Here is a 5,401-nt window from a genome sequence, read left to right on the forward strand (position 1 = left end):
TAAAAAACTCTCCCGTGTTTAATGAAGCCGGTGACGTTCCGGCCTTGACCCGCCTGAATCAATAACTTCGAGAACCCGCATGATCTGGGTTTCTGATAGTTCTCCCTGTGTATCCAGATCGTCCATAATCTCGTTGAGCAGTTCCTGAGAACTAGAGCCCAGCTGCTGCTGTTCGGCCAGCTTGCCCAACAGTTTCCGAAGCTTGTTCAGACGGCCAACGTACGCTTTACCTTCCACCCGGTCGAACAGCAACCCAAACGCGTCTTCCGTAAAATCCGCCTGGAGGTTGATTCCCCGTAGCGCCATACGGATTGCTCTGTCCTGGCGCCAGCGCCACCAGAGCTGAAGCGGTTCGTATGAGCCTGTGAAACCGTCGAACCAGCGTAAGGTATTCATCTCAATGTCTTCCCAGAACATGACGTATGCGGAATCACCTTGATATCCCAGCTGTTGCATCAGTCCGCTTTCCCATTCCATGGCGATAGGCAACAAGTCCGGATGGGCGCTCAAGTTAATCAAAAACGAATCATTCGACATTTAATCGTTCCTCTCTAGTTTTCGGTATTTTCCCCCTTTATACCAAAGGACGCACAACATAACACACGCTTTTTTTGTATCCTGAATCATTGACGATATGGCGATATTTTCTCCAAAACGCGTGATTTTCCCTCTTTAGAGTTCATGACAGAGCCGTTCTTTTTTGTAGCATCCGCGCATGCTGTTCAATTCCGCCATATTCCTGTTCGTTTTTTTGCCTGCCGTTCTGTTTGGCTATCACCATCTGCAGCGTGCGGGACGCTTTGAATGGGCACTGCACTATTTGCTACTGGCATCACTGGTGTTCTACGCCTGGTGGAACCCCATCTACTTGGCGCTCATCATTGGCAGCATGGTGGTCAATTACCAATTGGGTGAGGCATTGCGCCGGCAGCGAAAACGCTGGCTATTGACACTTGGCGTGGCCTTCAACCTCATTCTCATCGCCATCTTCAAATATGCCGGCTTCTTTGCTCAAAGTCTCAACACATTGGGCGCCGACCTCCCCGTGCCCGAATTGGTCCTCCCGCTGGCCATTTCATTCTTTACCTTTCAGCAAATTGCCTATCTCGTGGAGGCCTGGCGAGGAACGGCCGATTCCGCGCCGCCTTTGCGATATGCCCTGTTCGTGGTGTTTTTCCCCCAGCTCATTGCTGGCCCCATCGTTCACTACAACGAAATGGTTCCGCAGTTTTCCCAGGCCGAGACACGCCGAACAACTACGGATGTCATGTTTGCCCAGGGACTCTTTCTGATCACCGCCGGTTTGTTCAAAAAACTCATCATTGCGGATTATTTGGCGACCTGGGCGGACCCGGTATTTGCGAATGCCTGTCAGGCCCTGTTCTTCGATGCCTGGGTCGGGGCGCTGGCCTACACTTTTCAGCTCTACTTCGATTTTTCGGGCTATTCCGAAATGGCAATGGGTTTGGCGTTGCTCTTCGGGTTCCGCCTCCCCAAGAACTTCGACTCCCCCTATCGCGCCCTCAATATCGCCGATTTCTGGCGACGGTGGCATATCACACTCGGGCGTTTCTTGCGGAACTACCTTTATATCCCGCTGGGTGGATCCCGGCATGGATTACCGCGTACCGTAATGACATTGATCGTCACCATGCTGTTGGGCGGGTTGTGGCATGGCGCCGGGTGGACGTTCGTGGCGTGGGGAGGGCTGCATGGACTCTATCTCGCCATCCATTACGTTTGGCGGCAGCTGCCGCTGCGCTTGCCGCCAGCTGCCGCCTGGTTGGTCACTTTCTTGTCGGTGATGGTCGGTTGGGTGTTGTTCCGGGCCGACTCCTTGGCGGATGCAAAACAGTTGCTGGTTACGCTGTCCGGGATCAACGGTCTGCACTTCCCAGAATCGCTCACTGCTGTTTTGCCAGAGAATCTTCCCATCATCACTTTCGCCCCCACTTCCCTCACCGTCGGGTTGGAGCCGCTTTTACTGGTTGTCCTGACCGTGTTTGTTGCCACGCAACCCAATGTCCATGAACTGTGGCAAGCCCGAGTACGCCCGAATTTGCGTTGGGCATTGGGTACCGCGGGACTTGCCAGTGTTGCTGTTTCTCAGTTGAGCAAACAATCGGTTTTTCTTTATTTCCAGTTCTGACGATGCCTCATTCACCCGCTTCCGATAACCCGCCGCCAGCTACCGGCACGCATTCCTGGCAACGCTGGAACCGGTGGGTGCTTTCCATTGTGATTGTCGTCGCTTTGGGGGTGGTGGGTATGAATGTGTTCATCGACCCTTATCAAGTCTTCCGGTTGGTCCCATACCGGAACGGTTTCACGCCAAACGAATTGGACAACAAATACATGTGGCTGAACAAGCACCCCGAACAGACAGAATTCCTCCTTCTGGGGTCATCACGGACAGGAATATGGGACCCCCGCTGGTTCGACCACAACGGCCAAAGAATCTCCTATAACTTCTCGAAACTGGCCGCCCGGCCCACCGATATCGCCCAGTTACTGCCAGCGCTCAAAGCCACCGGCCTGACGCCACGCCATATCATATTGGGTATCGATATTTTCCCTTTTCTGGAACACCCCGGTGACCGTGGCCCCGCACATTACCCGCCGCCTTTTATCAGCGGCGAATCACGCTTTACGTTTTTGGCCCGTTACTTTTTTCTCGCGTCCTTTGTCCCGTCGGCGCTGCGACTGAAACACGCCATGGCGGAACAACCGGAATTGCTGTTTGATTTTTCCACGGGGTTATACCGCACGCCCGGCCTGATAAGACGTCGCGCCAAGGACCCCGCTGCGTATGATGCCAAGGAATACGCCCCTATCAAAGCGCGTATTGCCGAACGGGCATTGTCGTCCAGAGAGCTTCATGCGCTGGATGAGATCGCTCAATGGTGTCACGACAACCATGTTGATACCCGGGTTTTCATTCATCCCCACCATCCGGTTATCCAGGCACAAGTAGGACAACATAACCTGGCTACACTGGCGGCCGAAGTCCAAAAGCGATTTCCGGATGCCTGGGATTTTACCCACGCCACCGATACCTGCGGCGCAGAAGCATACCTGGACAAAAAACACTACACCCCGGCGATTGCCCGCCAATTACAGAAAATTATTACTCAAAAATATCGAAACGTGCATTTTTCGTCGTTTTCACCTGCTTACTTCTGCTCATAAACCAGTAGCATGTAGGTTTCGTAATGAATGAACTAGAGGGCCTGTTCCGTCCCGCGCAGGCCAGCTATTACTGAACGGCGCGGGAATACTGGCAGGTGTTTGCCGCTCAACCTCGAGGCTTATTAACGTGAGTGCAGCTGAAAAAATCCAAGCTATGCTGGACAGGGACCAGCCCCAATCTTTGATTCCACCGCTTGCCTACAACCCTGATTCAGGATTGATTTTCCTGGACGGTGGAGCCATAGGCGCGTGTTTCATCGCGCCTTTGATGACCGGGGGCGACGACATTACCGCTTTGCGTCTGGAAACTGCTTTGGCGTCACAACTTCCCAAGGACTCATTTGTTCAAGTCAGCCTGCTGTCGACACGGGATATCGACCCGATACTGGAGCGATACCTGGCAGCTCGCCACGAGATTGAACAGAAGGGATTGACTGACGACCAGGAAGAAATTCTCCTCCGCTTGGTCGATGAGCGAATCGCCATGTTCCGTGAGGCCCTGGATAAAGATTTGATCAAGGGAACCGGAATCCGCACGAACCAGCCCATTCTATTGTTCTCCGTCAAGCTTCCGGCGTCACCAGAGGTATTGTCGGAGCAATATCCTCAAGAAAAATTGGACGAAACAGCCGAGTTGGTACACAAAATCACGGAAGCTGCCAAAAGTGCGGGGCTTGATCTCTATCAGCTCAATGCACAGGAATACACCACCTATTTACGGCGAGTATTCCACCCGTTTGCCCCCCTGGAGCGCTGGTATGACGATGACCGACTAATTCGTGACCAGGTGCTGGCGTCGGAAGACGATATTGAGGTCTTCAAAGAAGGGTTCCGCATCGGCGATACCTATGTGTCTGTTCTAGCCGTACAGCACCTGCCCAAACGGCTGTCATTGCTGCGCCTGGCTCATATCTCCGGCGATCCCAAGGGACTGGACAATCAGATATCCATTCCCTACATGGTGTCAACCACGATTTACTATCCCGACCAGGTGCATACGCGAAACATGGTCTTGCAAAAATCCACTGCCATCAATTACCAGGCGTTCGGCAATATGGCCAAGTGGGTGCCGAAAATCGGGTACAAGAAGGAAGGCATCGACATTCTTGTAAATTCGATGGAACAACAGAACATTCTTTGCCAGGTCAATATGTCTGTCGCGCTGTTTGCCAAAGACCGTCAAACACTTGCCCGGCAAACCGCCATGCTCAAGGCATATTACCACTCCCTCGGGCTCACCATGTCTGAGGAACGGTATATCGGGTTTCCCATGTTCTGGAACACCCTGCCGTTATTCCCCACCCCCGAATCCATCAAGAATACCCACCGTTACCACACCATGGGCATCAACCACGCGGTGCAATTCCTACCTGTGATCGGCGATTGGTCAGGAACCGGGGGCAAGGGCGCTATGCTTTTGAATTCACGGCGCGGCCAGCCGGCATTAACCGATCTCTACGATTCCAACACCGGTTATTCCGCTATTATTTCCGCAGAATCCGGCGGCGGGAAATCGTTTTTTGTACAACGACTCATTACTGATTACCTGTCTATCGGCGCAAAAGTCTGGGTCATTGATACCGGCCGTTCCATGTACAAACTGTGTCGTTTGCTACAAGGTTCTTTCATCGAGTTTTCAGAAACATCCAAAACCTGTCTAAACCCCTTCACGTTGGTCACCGACATCAAAGAGGAAATGGAGTTTCTGACCTCATTGATCGCCAAAATGGCGGCGCCGAATACCGGACTGGATGACCTGATGCTGGCAAAGATCCAGGAATCCATCGATGTCATCTGGGGAAAAATGGGGAATCAGATGACAGTGACAGACCTTCAGGAATATCTGGCCGTTCAAGAAGACCCCCGTTTGAGGGATCTGGCTTCGCAGCTTTACCCCTATACTCAATCCGGAAACCATGGAGAGTGGTTCGATGGCGATAACAACCTTGAATTCGACAATAATTTCGTCGTGTTGGAACTGGACGATCTCAAGTCCAAACCATCACTGCAGAAAGTAGTTCTGATGCAGCTGATCACCCGTATCCAGCAGGAAATGTTCCTTCAGCGCGACGGTCGGCCAAAGATTGTAATTATCGAGGAAGCGGGTGACCTGTTGACGGAAGAAAGCGCCAATTCCGGTGGCGGGGATCAGATGGTTGCCCGATTCCTGGCCAGCGGCTATCGCCGGGCTCGTAAAGTGCTGGGTTCCTAC

At 52.7% G+C, this 5,401-nt stretch carries 4 protein-coding genes; 3 read left to right on the top strand and 1 reads right to left on the bottom strand.

The window, feature by feature from the left end:
• Window positions 1-18: 18 nt before the first annotated feature.
• Window positions 19-537, bottom strand: coding sequence for a hypothetical protein (locus tag ACOCD2_RS11565; protein ID WP_293652382.1), 519 nt, complete (start codon window positions 535-537; stop codon window positions 19-21).
• Window positions 538-715: 178 nt separating this feature from the next.
• On the opposite strand from ACOCD2_RS11565, the gene ACOCD2_RS11570 reads away from it, so the two are divergent.
• The 3 genes from ACOCD2_RS11570 to ACOCD2_RS11580 form a co-directional block, all read left to right on the top strand.
• On the top strand, window positions 716-2,149 hold the full coding sequence (locus ACOCD2_RS11570; RefSeq protein WP_293652380.1) for an MBOAT family O-acyltransferase: 1,434 nt from the start codon (window positions 716-718) through the stop codon (window positions 2,147-2,149).
• A 77-nt stretch (window positions 2,150-2,226) separates the two neighbouring features.
• On the top strand, window positions 2,227-3,189 hold the full coding sequence (locus tag ACOCD2_RS11575) for a hypothetical protein (protein WP_293679833.1): 963 nt from the start codon (window positions 2,227-2,229) through the stop codon (window positions 3,187-3,189).
• A 127-nt stretch (window positions 3,190-3,316) separates the two neighbouring features.
• Window positions 3,317-5,401 (top strand): TraC family protein (locus ACOCD2_RS11580; RefSeq protein WP_419625704.1); only part of this gene is annotated, 2,085 nt, incomplete at its 3' end.

The organism is Thiolapillus sp. (assembly GCF_048562965.1).
Taxonomy (GTDB): domain Bacteria; phylum Pseudomonadota; class Gammaproteobacteria; order Chromatiales; family Chromatiaceae; genus Thiolapillus; species Thiolapillus brandeum_A.